Below are 15,620 nucleotides of genomic sequence, written 5' to 3'. Positions count from 1 at the left end.
GGGGGGTCAACTCGCCAAATCGGGTGGACCAGAGGTAAAAACAAGGGTTTTTGCGCATCGCTGCCGGCCGCCATCCATGAGCGGCAAGAGCAGTTCCCCGCCCCACGGCAGCGTCAAGTTCCCAATAGCCAGCATTTCCAAGCAGTTGGCTTTCATAGACCGGAGCTTCCCTTCAATTGGCCTGACGCGCGGCCCCGGCGAGCATGACGCAGGCACCGAAAACCCGGACCCCGGCGCGACCAATCCGCGCGCCCAGGCTTACCGTTGTTCGAGCACGCAATTGTGGCCGGATCAGCTTTCGTGGAAGTGATTGTAGACGGCTTTTGCCACCGATTCAGAAATGCCTTCCACCGCCATCAGGTCGTCCATCGCCGCCCGGCTGACCGCCTTGGCAGTGCCGAAGGCGAGAAGCAGCGCGCGCTTGCGGCCGGGGCCGATGCCGGCGATCTCGTCGAGCGGATTGCGGGTCATCTCCTTCTTGCGGCGGGCGCGATGCGAGCCGATGGCGAAGCGGTGGGCTTCGTCGCGCAGACGCTGGACGAAATAGAGGACGGGGTCGCGCACAGGCAGAGTGAAGGAGTCACGGCCGGGAGCGAAGAAGCGTTCACGACCGGCTTCGCGATCGACACCCTTGGCGACACCGATGGCGTTAACGCGGTCGGCAATGCCCAGATCATCCAGGATCTTGCGCACGGCCGACATCTGTCCCTGGCCGCCATCGATGAAGATAACATCCGGCCAGGCGGGGAATGCGCCGTGACCTGCCGATTCATCATCATCGGGAGCGGCAGCCTCTGCGCTCTGCCCTTCAGCCTGCGCTTCCTTGAGCAACCGCGAAAAACGCCGTTCCATGACTTCGCGCATCATGCCGAAATCGTCGCCGGGGGTGATGTCGGTCGAGCGGATATTGAATTTGCGGTACTGGTTCTTCACGAAGCCTTCCGGCCCGGCGACGATCATCGCGCCGACGGCGTTGGTGCCCATGATGTGCGAATTGTCGTAGACTTCTATGCGCGTCGGCGCCTTTTCGAGACCAAAGGTCTCCTTGAGGCCTACGAGCAGGCGCGCCTGGGTCGAGGTCTCGGCCAGACGGCGCGCGAGCGCTTCACGGGCATTCTGCAGGGCGTGGTCGGTCAGGTCCTTCTTCTCGCCCCGTTTCGGCACGCCGATCGCGACCTTGTGGCCGGCGCGGGTCGCCAATGCCTCAGCCAGAAGGTCCTGTTCGTCGACTTCCTGCGCCAGCAGAATCAATCGCGGACAGGGCTTGTCGTCGTAGAACTGCGCCAGGAACGAGCCAAGCACTTCGCCGGCCTCCAGCGCCGGATCGGCTTTCGGGAAATAGGCCCGGTTGCCCCAATTCTGGCCGGTGCGGAAGAAGAAGACCTGGATGCAGACCTGACCGCCTTCCTGATGCAGCGCGAAGACGTCGGCCTCCTCGACCGATTGCGGGTTGATGCCCTGGTGGCTTTGGACATGCGAAAGGGCGGATAATCGGTCGCGGTAAACGGCGGCGCGCTCGAAGTCGAGATCGTCGGAGGCGTGTTGCATGGCGTCGGCGATCTGCGTCTTCACCTTCTGGCTGCGACCGGAGAGGAAATCCTTGGCCTCGCCGACCAGTTCGGCATAGTCGTCGACCGATACCTCGCCCGTGCAGGGCCCGGAACAGCGCTTGATCTGGTAGAGCAGGCAAGGCCGGGTACGGGTTTCGAAAACCGAGTCCGTGCAGGTTCTTAGGAGGAAAGCCCGCTGCAATGCATTAATGGTGCGGCCGACCGCGCCGGCGGACGCGAAGGGACCAAAATAATCGCCCTTGCGCGAACGCGCGCCGCGATGCTTGAAGATTCCGGGCGCGGCATGGTCGCCGGTGACGACGATGTAGGGGAACGACTTGTCGTCGCGCAGCAGCACGTTGAACCGCGGTCGCAGGCGCTTGATCATGTTCGCTTCAAGCAGAAGCGCCTCGATCTCGGTGCGGGTCACCACGAATTCCATGGTGACCGTCTCGCGCACCATCCGGCCGATGCGGTTGGTGTGGAAGCGTCCCTGCGCGTAGTTGGTGACGCGCTTCTTCAGGCTGCGCGCCTTGCCGACATAAAGCACGTCGCCGGCGGCGTTCATCATGCGATAGACGCCGGGTGCGTTGGGCAGGCGCTTGACCAGGGTCTGGATGACGTCGGCCCCGACCTTGCCGTCCGCGTCGCTGCCGTGCGTAGCGCTCCAGTCTATCGCTGTGAAGGGGATGTCCGGTCCCGCGGCAGCGACGGGCTCTACCGCGATATCCTCGTCCTCGTCTGTCTCGGCGTCGGGCAGATAGCCGGCAATATCATCCGATGCCTCATCCTTTTTCGGGATCGGCGGCGGGCGGAGCTTGCTGGATACGGGACTCATTCGACCATGCCTGACACGTCGGGCGTCTCCCAGGCAAGATGCTGGCCGCCGTCGAGGGCGATCATCTGGCCGGTGATGGAGCGCGCCTGCCAGAGATAACGGATCGTCGCGCCGAATTCATCCGGCGACGGTCCGCGCCTCAGGATCAGGCCGTCGATCTGCGCCTGGAAATCCTCCGGCTGCTGCTTCTCGTTGGCGAAGGTCGGGCCGGGGCCGACCGCGTTGACGCGGATGCGCGGCGCCAGCGCCTGGGCCATGGTGCGGGTCGCGGCCCAAAGCGTCGACTTCGACAGTGCGTAGGAGAAATAGCGCGGATTGGACCTCAGCACGCGCTGGTCGATGATGTTGACGACCAAACCCTCGGCCTCCGGTGGCAGGCGTTCGGCGAGCACTCGCGCCAGCGCCACCGGCGCCTTGGCGTGAATGGCGAAATGCCGGTCCCAGCCCTCCCATGAGAAATCGGTCGCCGCGTCATCCTTGAAGATGGAGGCATTGTTGACGACGATCGACAGCGGACCGAGTGCTGCTTCGGCCTCCGAGACCAGTCTCGCCGGCACGGCCATATCGGTGAGGTCGCCGACGACCAGAACCGCGCGCCCGCCCTGCCCCGTTATGGCGGCGGCAAGCGCCTCGCCTTCGCTGCGCGAACGGTTGCAGTGGATCGCCACGCCGAATCCGGTACGGGCCAAGTCCTCGACGATGGCGCGGCCAATGCGTCTCGCGCCTCCGGTCACCAGCACGTTGGTCGTTGCTGCCAAAGCTTCCTGCCCTTGTATTTGTTGGGCGCGCGCGAGCGAACGCCGAATAAGCCGTTTACCGGTCCTTCGTTCATCGGGCGGGATTGTGGCGGGATCGCCTCGATCGCTGCCCCGAGACGACTGAATCGGCTTAGTGAATGCCGCAATATAGGACGCCGAAACCCTTGCTCCAAGCGGCCTCGGCAAGATCGATCCAACCCTGCTGACAAAGCTCTGTTGCGCCGGCGCAACACCGAAATCCAGCCATAAAGGCGCCGGCGAATGATCAAACTTCGGGTGTTGCGGGGCCGCATTTGGAGGCCACATTCGGGACTGTCGAGCACCGCGCCCGTTCCTCCCGTCCCGGGCCGGGCTCTTCCGAAAGTGACCACAGCGTAACGAGTGTCCTGTGGCTAAGGAGAATTGAAATGTCAGCCAGAATAAAATTCGCGCTCCCCGCCGCGACCGCCATCGGCCTCATCGCATTCATGGGCATGAGCGCCGCCAATGCAGCGGACGCTATCGAGGCGCCGCCAGAGCCCGCCGTGCCGATGGAAGTACCGCCTGTCGCCAGTTGGGGCGGCGCCTATGCGGGTGTCACCGCCGGCTACGGTTTTGCCGGCAAGTCGCATGACGAAGACACCGGCGCCGACGTCAGCACCGACGGCTTCGTCGGCGGCGGCTTTGTCGGTTATAATTTTGATGTCGGCAGCGGCGTTATCGCCGGTGTCGAAGGCGATATCGGCTACAGCGGCGTGGAAGGCAAGAAGAGCGGCACACGCGTCAAGGGCGGCGTCGACGGGTCGTTGCGCGCCCGCCTCGGCTACACCGTTACCCCGGACATACTCACCTACGTTACCGCAGGCGGTGCCGCCAAGCGCATGACGGTGGAGGCGGCCGGCGACGAGGACTCACAGACCCAACTCGGCTGGACCGCCGGCGTAGGAACCGACGTGAAGCTCACGGAAAAGGTCTTCGGCCGCGTCGAATACCGCTACACCGACTATGGCAGCGCCGACTTCGATGTCGGCGGCGGACGCAGTGTCGACGCCTCGGACCACCGCGTGCAGGTGGGCGTGGGTGTCCATTTCTAGACTCTGTCGCATGACAAGCCAAAGGGCCGGCGCTTGCGTCCGGCCCTTTTTCATGTGCGCCGGCCTCCCTCCCCTCGAGGGAGGAAGCTGAGCGTAGCAAAGCGGGATGGGTCGTCCGGCTAACGCCGCTTTGCCTCAGCGCACTGCCGAGGCGTCCCGGTGTTGGGTCGGACCCTCCGCGCAAGAGGGAGGAAAACGGCGCACCCTCACGCCGGCAGGTAGGCCTTCAGTTCCGGGAACTTCTCGTCGAATCGGGCCGCCCAACGCTTCAGCTTGACCCGGCCGCGCTCCCACTGGCCGGCAAATCTCAGATCGAGATAGCCGAGCGTGGCGCGCAAGGCGATGTGTCCCGCGGTGGGCTTCTTGCCGAAGCGCGGCGGACTCTGGTTGAGCAGGTCGAGCGAGCGCACCACTTTCGTCCATTGCAGGTCGAGCCAGGGCTGGTGCACTTTCTCGGCCGGGCGCATGCGGCGCTCATAGACATGCGCGAGAAGGCAGTCGCAGATGCCGTCGGCCCAGGCCTCCAGCCGCTCGGCGTCGAGGCGCTTGGCCGCGCCCTTCGGGAACAGCGTGTTGCCGGACAAGCGGTTGAGATATTGGGTGATGGCGCGGCTGTCGAACAATGAGCTGCCGTCCTCCAGCACCATGCAGGGAATCTTCCCGAGAGGATTGACGGAAATCAGTTCGGCGGGTTGCGGGCCTGTCTCGACCTTCACCAGGTCGACTTGTATCCCCGCATGGGCGGCGGCCATCCGTACCTTGGCACTATAGGGCGAGGCAGGCGCGTAGAGCACTTTCGGCATTCGCAGTATCTCCGGTGTGATGCCGGCGAAGCTATGGCCGAACGCTTGCGGAGGCAATTGGACCTTCAGCGGGTTCCCCGGACTGGGCCAAGGATCGTCAGGCCACCGCCCGCTGTTCGTGTACGAAGGGGCTGAAACCCATCCATTGCTGCATGGCCTTGGCCACCGGCCGCTCACCTTCCAGAGTTAGCCGCCCGGCGGCAATCTCGGACGGGATCGGCACGATGCCCATCCAGATCGCCGTCATGGTGTGCAGCGAACTGCGCACCAGGAGGTTCAGGTCATAGCCGGGATCGAAATTGCACAGGTCCACAGTGCCCGCGTCGATGACCAGCCACCAGTTCTTTTGCGTATCGGGCAATTCGGGGTACTGAAACTGAATCGTGCAGCGTCCGGGCGGCAGCGGCTCCGGATTGAGCTTGCGGCGGATATCCCACATCAGCAGCGACGGATCGAGGTTCTTCAGGGTGAGCCGGGATTCCACCCAGCGGTGACCCCACAGCCCCATCGACAGCACGACGGGTTTCAACTCCTCGCCCGCCGCCGAAAGCTGGTACTCCATGCCGCCCCGGTCGCCTGGAACGGCGACGATGATGCCGCATTTTTCCAGATCTTTCAGGCGCTTGGACAAAAGCGCCGGCGACATGCGCGGCACGCCGCGACGCAGATCGTTGAAGCGTTTCGAGCCGTAAAGCAGTTCGCGCACGACCAGCATAGTCCAGCGGGTGCACAACACCTCGGCGGCCATCGAGACGGGGCAGAATTGCCCATATCCACCACGGTCTTCCATACATCCTCCCGCGATTTTCCCGTATGAGAATACACTGCGGCTGTTGAACTTGCCAAGCGCATCCGTCGGCGTCGCTCAGGGCGCGCAATGGCTTATTTCGATCGGTACAGTTCCTGTACTTGTGTCGGATCGCGGCTTCGTAAAATGTGGAATTCTGCAACATTTTATAGGAGAGACCACAATGAACGCCCCCCTTAGAGCAGAACCCGCCAGCATGCTGCGCCGAATAGACGTCGTCGCATTGGCACGGCAGCTTGGCCCGCAGTTCGCAGAGCACGCAGACGACGCCGACGAGAACGATCGCTTCGTCGCCGCCAATTTCGAGGCGCTCAAGACATCCGGCCTGGTCGAAGCGGCCGTGCCCGCCGAACTCGGCGGCGGCGGTGCGAACGTCGCGGAACTCGCCGCGATGCTGCGCGAACTCGCCCGCCATTGCGCCTCGACGGCGCTGGCCTTCGCCATGCATACTCATCAGGTGGCGATCCCGGCCTGGCGCTGGCGCCACCAGAACCTCGCTGCCGCCGAGCCGCTGCTGAAGCGTGTCGCCAACGAACGGATCATGCTGCTGTCGAGCGGCGGCTCCGACTGGATCGCGGGTTCGGGAGAGGCGGTGAAGGTCGATGGCGGCTATCGTATCTCCGGCCGCAAAGTCTTCACCTCGGGGGCCGCGTCGGGCAATCTGCTGATGACAGGCGCAATCGTGCATGGCGAGGACGGCACCGCTTCGGTCATTCATTTCGGCGTGCCGATGTCCTCTCCGGCGGTGAAGATCGTCGAGACGTGGCGGGCGATGGGCATGCGAGGCACCGGCTCCAATGACGTGGTCATCGACGGCCTGTTCGTGCCCGACGCCAGCGTCGCGCTGACGCGCAAGAGCGGCGAATGGCATCCGCTGTTCCAGATCATCTCGACCATCGCCTTCCCGCTGATCTATGCGGTCTATCTCGGCGTCGCCGAGAACGCCCGCGACATGGCGATCGGCATGGCCAAGAAGAAGCGGCAGACGCCGCATACGCTGAAGCTGGCCGGCGAAATGGACACGACGTTGCGCGCCGCGCAGCTCGCGCATCGCTGGATGATGGACATCGTCGAGCGCAACGCGCCATCAGCCGATTCGGTGAACGAAGTGATGATGGGACGCACTTTGGTGGCGAAGAACGCGATCCAAGCCGTGGAACTGGCGATGGAACTGGCCGGCGGTGCGAGCTTCTATCGCGCCAACGGGCTGGAGCGCTGTTTTCGCGATGTGCAGGGCGCCCGCTTCCATCCGCTGCAGGCCGGCCCGCAGGCCGAATATGCCGGCGCGATGGCGTTGGGGGTGCCGACGGCGACGATTTTCTGATCGTCCACAGAATTCGGATTGTCCGCTCGTGGTCAGGCGGACAATAAAGCGATGCCGCGTCGTTCAGGCACACGCGGCATCGCGATCTTGCTGAGGCAAAGACCCTATCCGCCGCGCATCGGCGGCATTGTGACCTCTGCCGCCTTGCAGGCGCGGCGGTCGATCTCGGGGCAGGCGCGAAAATCGAGATCCTTGGTCATGCAGATGCGGATCTCCCGCAAATAGCGGCGGTCGCAGGAGACCGCGACGTCCGACGCATCGAGGCCCGGATTGGCTCGGATGAACGATTGCTCGGCCTCGCCCGGCGACAAGGTGCGATAGTCGTCCAGACGGCGGAATTCCTCCGGCACCACCACCCGCTCGCGGGCGAAGCGCAGCACCTTGAAATAATCGGCCTGGGACAGGCCCGAACATGTGCCGTGCTTGCGCCATTGGTGGCGGATCAGGCCGGCAGACGGCATCAGGTCGTAGAGCGAGCGGGCGGTGTCGTTGTCCACGTCGCTGTTGCCGCCGCAGTCCTCCGGAAAACCGCGCTCGAATTGCGGCCAAAGCCCGTGGACGACGAAGGCGTAGGGGCGGCCGGAAGCGCATTGCTGCCGGTTGGCGTTCTCGCCTTCCGCCTCGCAATAGCTCGGCGACCAGGACAGCGACAGGACGTAGAAATCGAATCCTTTTCCGAGCGGGATATTCTTGCCCGCGTCGATGGCGGCCTGCTGGGGATTGGCGTCGGCATCAGCCGGTTGCTGGTCGCAGCCGGCAAGGGCCAATCCCGCGAAGAGCAGCGCGGCGAGCCGCAGCGGCGACCGCCTGCCGCCCGGCATGGTCAGATCATCGCAGGACCCGGCAGCGCCCATTGTAGACGAACCAGCGGTCGAAACCCGACACGCAGAACTCGACATTCTCGCCGATGCCGACGAAACCCATGCGGCCTTCGATCAAATACCACAGATCGTGCTTGCGGCCGTCGGAAAGCACCACGGTCGCGGCGCAATAACGACGCGCAATCGGCCATTCCTCGGTTTCGGGAAGATAGCGGTGCTCACGGATGTCGCGGAAATCCTCGATGCGGACATCCGGCAGGTTGGGCACATTGTGGACCTGATAGGTGAAGCGATCCGATATCTTGCCGAGGAAAAGCGGGTTTTCGCAGGCACTGATCTCCTTGTGCCGCTGAACGAGATAGTCCGCGGCATGGGAAATGGATGCGAACGTCACGCCGCCGAGGGCCAGTGCGGCCGCGACAAGTGTTTTGACGACATGCGACATGAAGCCCTCGCGATCGGTCCGGATGGGTGGACGTTCTGATTCACTCTGCGCAAAGGCCGGCTGCCGGTCAAGCTCCGGGGGTGTCCTTTGCCAGCGATTCCAGGGTCCATTCGCCGCCGGGTGTTTCCGCGAGGACACGGTGCAGCGCCGGCAGGATGGTGCGCAGCTCGGCTTCCAGCGTAAAGGGCGGGTTGACCACGACCATGCCGGTGCCGTCGAGGCGCGGCTCGTCCGATGGCGGACGGATGTAAAAGCGGATGTCGAGGATTTTCGGGATGCCGGCTTCGCGCAGGTTCTGGGCGAAACGAGACACGGCGTCGCGATCCTTCACCGGATACCACAGCGCATAGATGCCGCCCGGCCAGCGGCGGTGCGCCTTCATGAGTCCCTGAAGCAGCCGTTCGAACTCGCCGGGCTGCTCGAAGGGCGGATCGACCACGACAAGCCCGCGTTTTTCTTTGGGCGGCAGATGGGCGCCGAGCGCAAGCCAGCCATTGAGTTCGATGACGCGGACCTGATGGTCATCAACGAACAGTTCGGCCAGTTCGCGGGCTTCCCGCGGATGTAGCTCGATCGCCGTCAGCCGGTCCTGTTTGCGCAGCAAATGGCGGGCAATCAGCGGCGAGCCGGGATAGTGCTTGAACCCGTCCTCGCCATTCGCCGCTGCAACCGCTTCGAGATAGGGTGCGAGCAGGGCCGCGGCGGGTGCAGCCAACGGCGAATCGTGCAGGCGCCCGATGCCACCCCGCCATTCGCCGGTACGCTGTGCGGCGTCGCTGGAAAGATCATAGAGGCCGGCGCCGGCATGGGTGTCGATGACGCGGAATGCCTTGTCCTTCTGTTTCAGGTATTCGACCAGCCGCGTGAGGATGACGTGCTTGACGACGTCGGCGAAATTGCCTGCGTGGAATGCGTGGCGATAGTTCATTGCGCTCGGCCTTCAGGGCTGTGCCGCGTCCCTGCCCCAGCGCGGTTTTGGCGGCTGCGGCCTTCCGTCACCGCCGCCGCGCCCGCCGCGACGGAACGACAGCACAAATCCGATGAAACCGATCGCCATGATGGAGAAGCCGACGGGTTGCGCCCGCTCATCATAAGCGCCGGCCCCGCCGGTCAGGTTCAGGTCGACCGAGGACAGTCGCACGCCCTCCGCGTCGCCCGGACCGACGGTGAAGGTATAGGCGCCGTCGCTGATTTCAGGGATCGCACCGGCTTCGATCCGATAGAGCTGCTGATGGGTCTGCGGCGATTCCTCACGCTTCTCGGCGCGTGCCAAGCCGAGCGATTCGGCAAGCACCGTGCGGCCTTCGGTGGCGGCGGTGATGGTGAGCAGGCTCTGGCCGGCATCAAAACCCTGCGGCACGACCGCCGCCACGTCGAGCACCGCCTTTACCGGCGCGTCGGCGGAGCTCAGGCGTACCTCTGCCGAACGGAATCCGCCCGCGGCATCCTGCACGCGCCAGGTGCCGATCTCATGGGCGCCCAAACGGCCGATGGCCCAAGGATAGACCAAGCCAATGCCTGCACCGATCAGCAGGACGATGAAAAAGACGACGCGCATCAGCATGGCGCGTCAATCGCCATGTTGGCGCTGCCGCGCAAGAGGTGCAGTTCAATGGCCACGAATGTCACGCCTTGCGTTCCCAGCGGCGTTCCGGCGTCTGCTGCCAATAGGTCACCGTGTGACCGGCCGCCTTCTGGACTTTCCACTGGCTGCGCGCCTCCTCGACCTGCGCGGCGTCATGGCCGTCGAACATGAAAACCATTCGTTCATAGGCCTCCGCCGGCGGCGGCGCAGCGCCATCGACGACGAAACGGATCGACGCGGCGTTGCGGTTGTCCTGCGTTACCGTGAGGAGGATCGGCTGGGCATCGGCATGCGGTTCGCGGTCGGTGCCGTGGGCCAGGAACGAATCGTCGCGATAGGTCCACAGATGGATGTCGAGACCGTCTCGCCGCTCCTCGCTGCCGGTCTGGACGATCGCCCGCCAGCCGCGCTGCACCGTCTTTTCCAGAAGCGCCGGCAACGCATTCTCAAGCGTCGATTCGGTCAGGTGATAGAAGAGGACGTCGGCCATGCCGAAGTCTTTAGCTCTCGTAATGGTCTCGCACCAGACGGTCGAGCAGGCGGACGCCGAAACCCGAGGCCCAGGACTGGTTGATCTCCGTGGCCGGCGACGAGATTGCGGTGCCGGCTATGTCGAGATGCGCCCAGGGCGTGTCCTTGACGAAACGCTGCAGGAACTGGGCCGCGGTGATCGAACCGGCGTGGCGGCCGCCGGTGTTCTTCATGTCGGCGTTCTTGGTGTCGATCATCTTGTCGTATTCGGCGCCCATCGGCATGCGCCACAGCCGCTCCTGCGTCACCTGGCCGGCGGCGGTGAGTCGCTCCGACAACTCGTCATTGTTGGAGAACAGACCGGCATAGGCGTTTCCGAGCGCGACCATGATGGCGCCGGTCAGCGTCGCCAGATTGACCATGAATTTCGGCTGGAAGCGGTCGTTGCAATACCAGAGCGCGTCCGCCAGCACGAGCCGGCCCTCGGCGTCGGTGTTGATGACCTCGATGGTCTGGCCCGACATCGACGTGACGATGTCGCCCGGGCGCTGGGCGTTGCCGTCCGGCATGTTCTCGACGAGGCCGATGATGCCGACGACATTGGCCTTGGCCTTGCGCGCGGCCAGCACATGCATCAGGCCGGTGACGGCAGCCGCGCCCCCCATGTCGCCCTTCATGTCTTCCATGCCGGCGGCCTGCTTGATGGAGATACCGCCGGTGTCGAAAACCACGCCCTTGCCGATGAAGGCCACTGGCTTGTCCTTGGGCTTGCCGCCGTTCCACTGCATCACCACCATCCGGGGTGGCCGCACGGAACCTTGCGCCACGCCGAGCAGGGAATTCATGCCCAGCTTGCGCATCTCCTTCTCGGTCAGTACCTCGACCGTAACGCCGAGGGCCTTCAATTCGGAAGCCTTCGCGGCGAACTCCACCGGCCCGAGAATGTTCGCCGGTTCGTTGACGAGGTCGCGCGCCAGCAGGACGCCGTTGACGGTGCCCTCAACCTCGGCGAAGGCGCGTTTGGCCGCCGTTGGATTGGCGCATTGGATGACGATGCGCGCCGGCTTGTCGGAAGTCGCGCCGTTGGCATCATCCTTCTTGGTCTTGTAGGTGTCGAAACTGTAATTGCGCAGCAGAATGCCGGCCGCGATGGTCGCAGCCTCACCCGGCCCGACGGTGACGCTGGGCAGTTCCGCCACAACAGCGACCTCCTTGGCTTTCTTCACCTGCGCGGCAATGGAGCCGCCAAGCCGCCACCAGCATGTTTCGGCCAGGGATGCGGCCTTGCCGACGCCGACGGCGATCAGCCGGTCGAGCGGCGACTTCTCCGGAGCGATCACGTCGACCGCGCTTCCGAACTTGGCCTTGAATTCGGAGACGTCGAAGGCGCGTGGCAGGACATTGCCGGGGTCGCACGCCTTGGCCGCCTCGCTCAGTCCGTCTCCATCGCCGGCCAGCACGACGGCGACGCCCTTCTTGGGAGGAGCAAGCCTGGCGAAACTTATGATGGGTCTGGGCGTCATCGGCATCCATTTCCGGGAAAGAGGTGCTTTGTCGGGCAACCTTTGAGAGTTTTCGTCGATTTGGCAAGAATCTTCACCTGTGCCAACGCGCCACCGTAGTGAAATCGTCGCGAAATCGTCGCGGGGCTGTAAGGTGGGTGTCAGGAAGCCGGGCTAACAGACAGGAGCACAAGACTGCGGCACGGCGCCTCGGACAGAGGCGCCGGCACACTGGCAACTTGAGCGATCGAGTTGGGAAAAGCATGACCGATATAGCCGCCGTCCGGCATCCAGACCTCGCGACATGGCGGCCAACTCGACATCTTCCTGTCCTTAGCGGGCGGACGCTTGCCTGGATCGCGATCGTCACGTTGGCGACATTTTCGCTGTTTCCGGCCCTGGACATCGCGGCGAGCAAGCTCTTCTTCGTCGAGCGTCCGTGTAAGCAGGCTCAGGCACTATTGCTGGTCTGCGGTGATTTCCCGGCCCGAGCCCATCTGGCCCATCTGCGCCAGGTGCTGCAAGCGCTGCCGTTTATCGCAGCGATCTCTCTGGGACTCTGCATCGCTGTGAAACTCATGATCGGCGGGCGGCTCGAGAGCCCGCTGGCCCGGAAAGCGTCGACCGCCGTCTGGACCTATGCGATTGGCGTCGGGCTCGTCGTCAACGTTGTCCTGAAGGGATATTCAGGCAGACCGCGGCCCATTAATACGGACCTGTTCGGCGGCGATTTTCCGTTCGTGGCAGCCGGCGAGATCACCAGCTACTGCACCGCGAATTGTTCCTTCGTCTCTGGGGAGATGGCGTCGGCGACCTGGCTCCTCTGCGTCGTGCCCCTACTGCCTGCGGCCTGGCGCAAGACGGGATTCGGGCTCGCGACTGGTTTCGCCGCGCTGACCGGTGTTTTGCGTATCGCCTTCGGCGCACACTATCTTTCGGACGTGCTGCTCGCGGCCATCGTTACCCTGGCGGTCCATCATCTAGTGACAGCGACGGCCGTCAAACTCCACAGCGGTCGTCCTCATCTGGCAGCGGACACTCTCTCCACGATTTCCGGACAGACGCGCAGATGGCTGAGGCAAGCGAAGGAATGGCCGCGACGCAAGGCGAGTTGGACCTGAGTATCCGGCGCGCCGCCATCAGAATGTCAAAAATTTTTTCTGCGTTGGCAATAAAGCGTTAACCGCGACTCTTGGCGGTTTGTTAGGCCTGCCTCGCCGACAATGCTGCTGTCAGGGACATGGCGCGGCAACGTGGCGGGGGCCGCACCGGTTGAACTGTCTCGGGCCGGCGCATAATTTAGACCCGCTCCGTTCATCGCGGCGCTGAAGGGACGTCCATGGAACTCCTCCGCTGATGAAAGTCATCGAGCGCTACATTTTCATGAAAGGCCTGTTGACGTTCATCGCGACGCTGAGCGGCACGATGGCGATCGTCTGGGTAACGCAGGTGCTGCCGCGCCTCGACCTGGTGACCAGCAACGGCCAGAGTGCCGGCAATTTCATGTACCTGGCCAGCTTGATCCTACCGTCCGTCGTGCCGGAGGTGCTTCCTTTCGCGGTGGCCATCACCGTGGCGCAGACCTTCGCCTCGATGAACACCGACTCGGAACTGGCGATCATCAACGCTTCCGGCGCCTCGCGCTGGGTCGTCGTCAAGCCCATCCTGATCCTAGCCGCGCTGGCGAGCCTCACTTCGTTCGTCTTTGCGAACGTGGTCGATCCCTATTCGAAACTGGAGTTCAGAAGGCTGCTCGCCGACGCACGCGCCGACCTTATTTCCGTGGTGGTTCAGGAGGGCTCGTTCCGGCAGATCGAGAAGGGGCTCTTTATCCAGATCGGAGAGAGACTTCCCGGCGGCGATTTTGGCGGCGTCTTCCTCGCGGATTCCCGCCAGGAGGACGTCGACTTCATCTATTACGCCAAGAAGGGCTCGGTGGTCGAACAAGGCGACGACAAGACGCTGGTGATGAATGACGGCGTCGTCCAGCGAAAAGCTTCCAACGGCGACGTCTCGGTGATCCGGTTCGATTCCTATGCCTTCGACCTTTCGGTGTTCGCTGCGAAATCCGGCGACGGCAGCATGTACGCCAAGGACAGGGACCTGCTCTACCTCCTCGATCCCGACCCCAGCGATAGCGCGTTCCAGAAGAAGCCGCAGGAATTTCGGGCGATACTTCACCGGCGGCTGGCGGAGTGGCTCTATCCCGTCGTCTTCGCGCTTATCGGGCTCGCTGTGGCCGCCGACGCGAAATCGCATCGCGAGGGCCGAATCCATCCGCTCGTCACCACCCTCACCCTGGCCTTGTTTGTGCGCTGGCTGGGCTTTTTCACTGGCAACCAGGCCCAGACTTCCCCACTTTTCGTGCCGCTGATCTACGCCGTCCCATTGGTCGCATCGGCCATTCCGATCTGGTTCATCGCCACCAACAGGACGATGGAACTGCCGGTCACGTGGGCCGATTCGCTGATGTCCTGGTTGCGCCGCATCGCCGACCGCATGGCCTTCCTGCGCATAAGGGGCGGCACCGAGCCGGGACAGGGGCAGGCATCGTGACCTGGACGCTCGGCCGCTATTTCTTCTTCCGCTACGCCACGATCACGGCGTGGTTCTTCCTCGGCATCTTCGCGATGGTGTTCCTGATCGATTTCACGGAACTCTCAAGCCGCACGTCGGCCTACAAGAACTTCACCGTGCAGATCGCGCTGGCGATCTCGATTCTGCGCGTTCCGATGATCGTACAGCAGGTGATTCCGTTCATTTGCCTGTTCGGCGCAATGGCGACCCTGGTGTCTCTCAACCGCAAATATGAGCTGGTGATTGCGCGAGCCGCGGGGATATCGGCCTGGCAGTTCCTGTTTCCCGTCTGCCTGGGTGCGCTGACGATCGGCCTGCTTACCATTTTCCTGCTCAATCCGATCGCGGCGCGCGGGCTGGCGAGGGCCGAAAACATCGAGGCATTCTTGCGGGCGGGCAACCCGACGGCGCCGACCGCCTTCGACGTTCCCTGGATCCGGCAGAAGACCGACGGCACGGACACGATCATCGGCGCCAAGATGATCCTCAACCAGGGGCTGGAACTCGCCGAGGCGTCGTTCTTCTCCTTCGACGCGGACGGCAACATCGTCGAGCGCAGGGACGCCAAGCGCGCCTATCTGCGCGACGGATATTGGGACCTGATCGACGTAAGGCGCCTGCGCGACGGCCAGAAAATCGAGACCGTGGCGGAAGACAGGGTTCCGACGAACCTTACGCCTGCCTTCGTGCAGGAAAGGCTGTCGCAGCCGGAGACGGTTCCGTTCCTCGACCTTCCCGAGAAGATAGAGGTGGCGCGCTCCTTCGGGCTGAAGGCAAACGCATTCGTCATGCAATTTCATTCACTTGTGGCGCTTCCGATGCTTCTCGTGGCGATGACGCTGATCGCCGCGACGGTGTCGATGCGCTTCGCCCGGCTCGGCCAGTCGATCACGATGATTCTGGGTGGCGCGGTCGCCGGCTTTCTGCTTTATGTGGTGTCAGTTCTCGTGAGGGCCTTCGGCAACGCCGGATTCGTGCCACCTTACGTCGCTGCGTGGTTGCCGGTGGTGGTTACTTTGTTTTTTGGAGTTACGTTTCTGCTTTACAAGGAAGACGGCTAGTGAG

At 63.6% G+C, this 15,620-nt stretch carries 16 protein-coding genes; 6 read left to right on the top strand and 10 right to left on the bottom strand.

What is annotated here, in order from left to right; translation table 11 throughout:
* The first annotated feature begins 76 nt into the window (after window positions 1-76).
* Window positions 77-310, top strand: coding sequence for a hypothetical protein (locus tag ABMA59_RS17600; RefSeq protein WP_349006685.1), 234 nt, complete (start codon window positions 77-79; stop codon window positions 308-310).
* On the opposite strand, the gene uvrC is transcribed toward ABMA59_RS17600, so the two are convergent.
* Together uvrC and ABMA59_RS17590 are read right to left on the bottom strand one after the other, a co-directional pair.
* Window positions 292-2,388, bottom strand: a complete 2,097-nt coding sequence (uvrC, locus tag ABMA59_RS17595; RefSeq protein WP_349006684.1) for an excinuclease ABC subunit UvrC — start codon at window positions 2,386-2,388, stop codon at window positions 292-294. The genes ABMA59_RS17600 and uvrC overlap by 19 nt on opposite strands.
* Window positions 2,385-3,146, bottom strand: coding sequence for an SDR family oxidoreductase (locus ABMA59_RS17590; protein WP_349006683.1), 762 nt, complete (start codon window positions 3,144-3,146; stop codon window positions 2,385-2,387). Before ABMA59_RS17590 ends, uvrC begins: the two co-directional genes overlap by 4 nt.
* 407 nt (window positions 3,147-3,553) lie before the next feature.
* Between ABMA59_RS17590 and ABMA59_RS17585 the strand changes: the two genes are divergently transcribed.
* Window positions 3,554-4,219: an outer membrane protein gene (locus tag ABMA59_RS17585; RefSeq protein WP_349006682.1), complete on the top strand. Its 666-nt coding sequence runs from the start codon at window positions 3,554-3,556 to the stop codon at window positions 4,217-4,219.
* Window positions 4,220-4,425: 206 nt separating this feature from the next.
* Here ABMA59_RS17585 and ABMA59_RS17580 read toward each other — a convergent pair whose 3' ends face one another.
* Both ABMA59_RS17580 and ABMA59_RS17575 read right to left on the bottom strand, forming a co-directional pair.
* On the bottom strand, window positions 4,426-5,022 hold the full coding sequence (locus tag ABMA59_RS17580; RefSeq protein WP_349006681.1) for a glutathione S-transferase family protein: 597 nt from the start codon (window positions 5,020-5,022) through the stop codon (window positions 4,426-4,428).
* Window positions 5,023-5,119: 97 nt separating this feature from the next.
* Window positions 5,120-5,812 (bottom strand): winged helix-turn-helix transcriptional regulator, encoded by a 693-nt coding sequence (locus tag ABMA59_RS17575; protein ID WP_349006680.1) that lies wholly within the window; start codon window positions 5,810-5,812, stop codon window positions 5,120-5,122.
* Between the two features lie 181 nt (window positions 5,813-5,993).
* On the opposite strand from ABMA59_RS17575, the gene ABMA59_RS17570 reads away from it, so the two are divergent.
* Entirely contained in the window at window positions 5,994-7,154 is a 1,161-nt protein-coding gene (locus ABMA59_RS17570) for an acyl-CoA dehydrogenase family protein (protein WP_349006679.1), read from the top strand.
* Between the two features lie 104 nt (window positions 7,155-7,258).
* Here ABMA59_RS17570 and ABMA59_RS17565 read toward each other — a convergent pair whose 3' ends face one another.
* The 6 genes from ABMA59_RS17565 to ABMA59_RS17540 all read right to left on the bottom strand — a co-directional run bounded on the left by ABMA59_RS17565 (window position 7,259) and on the right by ABMA59_RS17540 (window position 11,999).
* The gene (locus ABMA59_RS17565) at window positions 7,259-7,975 is read right to left on the bottom strand and encodes a ribonuclease T2 family protein (RefSeq protein ID WP_349006678.1); all 717 of its coding nucleotides are present in this window, start codon (window positions 7,973-7,975) and stop codon (window positions 7,259-7,261) included.
* Window positions 7,976-7,982: 7 nt separating this feature from the next.
* Complete coding sequence (locus ABMA59_RS17560; protein WP_349006677.1) at window positions 7,983-8,420, bottom strand: hypothetical protein; 438 nt, start codon at window positions 8,418-8,420, stop codon at window positions 7,983-7,985.
* A gap of 67 nt (window positions 8,421-8,487) precedes the next feature.
* Window positions 8,488-9,348, bottom strand: a complete 861-nt coding sequence (locus ABMA59_RS17555; RefSeq protein WP_349006676.1) for a 23S rRNA (adenine(2030)-N(6))-methyltransferase RlmJ — start codon at window positions 9,346-9,348, stop codon at window positions 8,488-8,490.
* 12 nt (window positions 9,349-9,360) lie between these two features.
* Window positions 9,361-9,984, bottom strand: a complete 624-nt coding sequence (locus ABMA59_RS17550; protein WP_349006675.1) for a hypothetical protein — start codon at window positions 9,982-9,984, stop codon at window positions 9,361-9,363.
* Window positions 9,985-10,045: 61 nt separating this feature from the next.
* Window positions 10,046-10,495, bottom strand: coding sequence for a DNA polymerase III subunit chi (locus tag ABMA59_RS17545; protein ID WP_349006674.1), 450 nt, complete (start codon window positions 10,493-10,495; stop codon window positions 10,046-10,048).
* A 10-nt stretch (window positions 10,496-10,505) separates the two neighbouring features.
* Complete coding sequence (locus ABMA59_RS17540) at window positions 10,506-11,999, bottom strand: leucyl aminopeptidase (RefSeq protein WP_349006673.1); 1,494 nt, start codon at window positions 11,997-11,999, stop codon at window positions 10,506-10,508.
* A gap of 242 nt (window positions 12,000-12,241) precedes the next feature.
* Here ABMA59_RS17540 and ABMA59_RS17535 point away from each other — a divergent pair, with 242 nt between their 5' ends.
* The 3 genes from ABMA59_RS17535 to lptG all read left to right on the top strand — a co-directional run bounded on the left by ABMA59_RS17535 (window position 12,242) and on the right by lptG (window position 15,616).
* The gene (locus ABMA59_RS17535; protein WP_349006672.1) at window positions 12,242-13,099 is read left to right on the top strand and encodes a phosphatase PAP2 family protein; all 858 of its coding nucleotides are present in this window, start codon (window positions 12,242-12,244) and stop codon (window positions 13,097-13,099) included.
* 235 nt (window positions 13,100-13,334) lie between these two features.
* Complete coding sequence (gene lptF, locus ABMA59_RS17530; protein WP_349006671.1) at window positions 13,335-14,534, top strand: LPS export ABC transporter permease LptF; 1,200 nt, start codon at window positions 13,335-13,337, stop codon at window positions 14,532-14,534.
* Complete coding sequence (lptG, locus tag ABMA59_RS17525; RefSeq protein WP_349006862.1) at window positions 14,528-15,616, top strand: LPS export ABC transporter permease LptG; 1,089 nt, start codon at window positions 14,528-14,530, stop codon at window positions 15,614-15,616. Before lptF ends, lptG begins: the two co-directional genes overlap by 7 nt.
* The last annotated feature ends 4 nt before the right edge of the window (window positions 15,617-15,620 follow it).

Origin of the sequence: Mesorhizobium yinganensis (genome assembly GCF_040081985.1) — a bacterium.
GTDB lineage: Bacteria > Pseudomonadota > Alphaproteobacteria > Rhizobiales > Rhizobiaceae > Kumtagia > Kumtagia yinganensis.
Note: the sequence above shows the minus strand (reverse complement) of the source record. Positions and strands in the feature narration are given on the sequence as shown.

Coding starts and splice junctions, on each gene's coding strand:
- ABMA59_RS17565 (WP_349006678.1), bottom strand. CDS start 7,975: ATGCCGGGCGGCAGGCGGTCGCCGCTGCGGCTCGCCGCGCTGCTCTTC.
- ABMA59_RS17575 (WP_349006680.1), bottom strand. CDS start 5,812: ATGGAAGACCGTGGTGGATATGGGCAATTCTGCCCCGTCTCGATGGCC.
- ABMA59_RS17535 (WP_349006672.1), top strand. CDS start 12,242: ATGACCGATATAGCCGCCGTCCGGCATCCAGACCTCGCGACATGGCGG.
- ABMA59_RS17550 (WP_349006675.1), bottom strand. CDS start 9,984: ATGCTGATGCGCGTCGTCTTTTTCATCGTCCTGCTGATCGGTGCAGGC.
- ABMA59_RS17585 (WP_349006682.1), top strand. CDS start 3,554: ATGTCAGCCAGAATAAAATTCGCGCTCCCCGCCGCGACCGCCATCGGC.
- ABMA59_RS17555 (WP_349006676.1), bottom strand. CDS start 9,348: ATGAACTATCGCCACGCATTCCACGCAGGCAATTTCGCCGACGTCGTC.
- ABMA59_RS17600 (WP_349006685.1), top strand. CDS start 77: ATGAGCGGCAAGAGCAGTTCCCCGCCCCACGGCAGCGTCAAGTTCCCA.
- ABMA59_RS17580 (WP_349006681.1), bottom strand. CDS start 5,022: ATGCCGAAAGTGCTCTACGCGCCTGCCTCGCCCTATAGTGCCAAGGTA.
- ABMA59_RS17540 (WP_349006673.1), bottom strand. CDS start 11,999: ATGACGCCCAGACCCATCATAAGTTTCGCCAGGCTTGCTCCTCCCAAG.
- lptF (WP_349006671.1), top strand. CDS start 13,335: ATGAAAGTCATCGAGCGCTACATTTTCATGAAAGGCCTGTTGACGTTC.
- ABMA59_RS17560 (WP_349006677.1), bottom strand. CDS start 8,420: ATGTCGCATGTCGTCAAAACACTTGTCGCGGCCGCACTGGCCCTCGGC.
- ABMA59_RS17570 (WP_349006679.1), top strand. CDS start 5,994: ATGAACGCCCCCCTTAGAGCAGAACCCGCCAGCATGCTGCGCCGAATA.
- uvrC (WP_349006684.1), bottom strand. CDS start 2,388: ATGAGTCCCGTATCCAGCAAGCTCCGCCCGCCGCCGATCCCGAAAAAG.
- ABMA59_RS17545 (WP_349006674.1), bottom strand. CDS start 10,495: ATGGCCGACGTCCTCTTCTATCACCTGACCGAATCGACGCTTGAGAAT.